A 3,374-nucleotide genomic window follows, 5' to 3' on the forward strand; every position below is an offset into this window, starting at 1 on the left:
AACCAGCGTATTGGTATCTGGTGGCGGCCAATATCGGCGCGGTCATCATGCCGTGGATGGTGTTCTATCAGCAGTCCGCCGTGGCCGACAAGAAACTCAAACCGGAGCAGTACGCCGCCGCGCGCTGGGACACGGCGGTGGGCGCCGTGCTCACCCAGCTCATCATGGCTGCGGTGCTGATGGTGACCGCTGCGGTGCTTTGGAACGGGCACAGCACCGCGCCGCTGAACACCGTGGGGCAGATTGCGCAGGCGCTCACCCCCTCGCTGGGCGAGACGCTGGGGCGTACCGTATTCGGCCTGGGCATTCTGGGCGCGGCCATGGTGGCCGCCATCGTCGTGGCGCTGGCGGCGGCCTGGGGGTTTGGCGAAGTCACCGGCTACAAGCATTCGCTGGAAATGCATCCGGCACAGGCGCCGTGGTTCTACACCGTGTTCAGCGTGGGCGTGATCGGCGGTGCGCTGGTGGTGGCCTTCGTGCCCAATCTGGTGGCCTTGTCCATCGGAGTGGAAGTGATGAACGCCTTGCTGCTGCCGCTGGTGCTGGGTTTCCTGGTGGCGCTGGCCACCAAGGCGCTGCCCCCGGCCCATCGTCTGCGCGGTGCGTACTTCTGGGTGGTCGTTGCCGTGGTGGTGCTGACCGCTGGTTTAGGGGTGTATGGGGGGCTGAGCAGCCTGGTTTGAGCCCTTTTGACGCAAAGTTTGCGGATAATCGCAACCTTTTGTCACCAGGGTCAGCATGGACGCTTATTCCGCCTTTGTGGTGGTGGTTCTCGGTTTGGTTGAGGGCATCACCGAATATCTGCCGATTTCCTCCACGGGCCACCTCATTCTGGCGGCCAACTTGATGGGTTGGGTGAGCGACAAGGCCAAGGTGTTTGAAATCGCGATTCAAAGCGGTGCGATGCTGGCCGTGATGTGGCATTTCCGCGGGCGCATCGGCGAGGTGCTCGCCGGGCTGGTGGCGGCCGAGCCCGTGCGGCGGCGCAACGCCTGGCGCTTTGCACTGAATGTGCTCATCGCTTTTCTTCCTGTTGCCATCCTCGGCCTGCTGTTTGTCAAGGCCATCAAGCAGTGGCTGTTCGCTCCCGTGCCCGTGGCGCTGGCCTTCATGGTGGGCGCGCTGGTGATTTTCTGGGCCGAAGCCTGGCAGAAGCGATCGGCAAAGCATGTGCGCATCCATCATGTCGATGACATGCGCGCATCCGATGCGCTGAAGGTGGGCATTGCGCAGGCGTTTTCGCTCATTCCCGGCACCAGCCGCTCGGGCGCGTCGATCATTGGCGGCATGCTGTTCGGCCTGAGCCGCGCGGCATCCACCGAGTTTTCTTTTTTCCTCGCCATTCCTACCTTGCTAGGGGCCACGGCCTATGACCTCTACAAGCACCGCGCGATGCTCAGCCTGAGTGATGCACCCGTGTTCGGGCTGGGCACGGTCGTGGCGTTTGTGTCTGCACTGATCGTCGTGCGCTGGCTGCTGCGCTATGTGGGCGAACACAGTTTCGTGCCCTTCGCCTGGTACCGGCTGGTGTTTGGCGCGTTGATCCTGGTGACCGCCTGGGGCGGCTGGGTGAACTGGACGGAGTGAGCGTGTTTATCGCGCGATAAACATCAGGTCCCAGACGCCATGCCCGAGTTTGAGGCCCCGGCGCTCGAACTTGCTCACCGGGCGCCAGTCCGGGCGCGGGGCGTAATCGGCGGCCGTGTTGACTAGTCCCGGCTCGGCGCGCAATACCTCCAGCATGTGCTCGGCGTAGGGCTGCCAGTCGGTGGCGCAGTGCAAATAGCCGCCAGGGCGCAGACGGCTGATGGCCAGCCGCACGAATTCCGGCTGGATCAGGCGCCGCTTGTGATGCCGCTTTTTCGGCCACGGATCGGGGAAGTAGATGTGCAGTCCGTCCAGGCTGTGCGGCGCGATCATGTGCTGCAGCACCTGCACCGCGTCATGCTGCACGATGCGCAGATTCCCGAGTTGCGCGGCATCGATGCGTTGCAGCAGCGCGCCCACGCCGGGCGGGTGCACTTCCACGCCGATGAAATCCGTCTCGGGCTTTGCCGCGGCGATCTGCGCCGTGGCGTCGCCCATGCCGAAGCCGATTTCCAGCACCCGCGGGGCGGTGCGGCCGAATACGGCGGGCCAATCGGCGAGGGCGTCGGCATAAGGCACGATCCAGCGCGGCCCCAATTCCGCCAGCGCGCGAGTCTGCGCCTCGGTGGTGCGCCCGGCACGCAGCACAAAGCTGCGGATGCCGCGTTGCCGGAGCGTTTCGGCGTCGTCTGTTTCAGAAACGGGGTCAACCGGCATGGCAAAAACCGGCATAAACCGGCCAGCGGACTGATGCGTGAAAAGGCGTCATCAAATTGAAGGGCAAATACTGCGTTCGAAAAGATCGCCACATTGGCGAGGACGGAAGTCTACTGCGGTCGTTTCCTAGCGCAGGGGCGTGGCCGACACCGCGCAGAGGTCATGCCGCCTCGCTGCGGCACCTTTTTTTTGGAGCGTATCGGTTGTTGGCCGGATAATCCTTCGACACTCTGCCACCTGACCCACCATGTTCTATCGACGCTGGACGCTGACCAACCGGATTGCTCTTTTCGCCGCCGTTGTGCTGCTGCTTTCGCTGGGGGCTATTGGTGTCACGCTTTGGGCGTCGTGGAATTTGCAGGGTGGCGCCGCAGCGGTCAACGAGGCCGGCCGTCTGCGCATGTTGACTTACCGCATGACCCTGATGGCCGAGCGCGACGATGCGGCCGCCGTGGCCCAGAGTGCTGCGCAGATGCAGGCCAGCCTCGATCTGCTGCGGCGTGGCGACCCGTCGCGCCCGCTGTTCGTGCCCTGGAATGACGAGGTTCGTCAGCGTTACGACGCCGTGCTAGCGCAATGGCGGGCCCTGCAGCCACGCTGGCTGCAGGGCCCGGCGGACGAACAGGTGCCGTCGCCGGTTGCTGCGCACTTTGTCGCCACCATTGACGCCTTCGTCACCTCGATTGAAAAGCGGCTGGATTTCTGGACCTCGCTGCTGTACACACTGCAGTTCGCCATGGCCGCGATGATGGTGCTGGGCGCGCTGCTGCTGTTCTACGCGGCCTACCTGTTCGTGCTCGACCCCGTGCAGCATCTCGCGCGCGGGGTCGAGGCGATCGAGACTGGCAACTACAGCGTGCGCGTCGATATTGCGACCAATGACGAATTTGGCGATCTGGCCAAAGCCTTCAATGGCATGGCGGCACAACTCAGCGGCGTACATGCCGAACTGGAGCAGCGCGTGCTGCAGAAAACGGCGGCCCTGCGCACCGAGCAGCAGCGTCTCGCGGCGCTGTATGAAGTGAGTGCGCTGGTGTCGAAGGCACAGAGCCTGGACGAGTTGTCGCAGT

General features: G+C 64.0%; 4 protein-coding genes. 3 read left to right on the forward strand and 1 reads right to left on the reverse strand.

Annotation, left to right across the window (positions count from 1 at the left end; all coding sequences use genetic code 11):
• Nucleotides 1-683: divalent metal cation transporter (locus AC2VLV_RS06740; RefSeq protein ID WP_486989242.1), on the forward strand; the 683-nt coding region annotated here is incomplete at its 5' end.
• A gap of 55 nt (nt 684-738) precedes the next feature.
• Complete coding sequence (locus AC2VLV_RS06745) at nt 739-1,587, forward strand: undecaprenyl-diphosphate phosphatase (protein ID WP_486989243.1); 849 nt, start codon at nt 739-741, stop codon at nt 1,585-1,587.
• Nucleotides 1,588-1,593: 6 nt separating this feature from the next.
• On the opposite strand, the gene trmB is transcribed toward AC2VLV_RS06745, so the two are convergent.
• A complete protein-coding gene (gene trmB / locus AC2VLV_RS06750; protein WP_486989244.1) occupies nt 1,594-2,304 on the reverse strand; it encodes a tRNA (guanosine(46)-N7)-methyltransferase TrmB in 711 nt (236 codons plus the stop codon).
• 247 nt (nt 2,305-2,551) lie between these two features.
• Between trmB and AC2VLV_RS06755 the strand changes: the two genes are divergently transcribed.
• On the forward strand, nt 2,552-3,374 hold an 823-nt coding region (locus AC2VLV_RS06755), incomplete at its 3' end, for a type IV pili methyl-accepting chemotaxis transducer N-terminal domain-containing protein (protein ID WP_486989245.1).

The organism is Thiomonas sp. TH-17 (assembly GCF_057473305.1).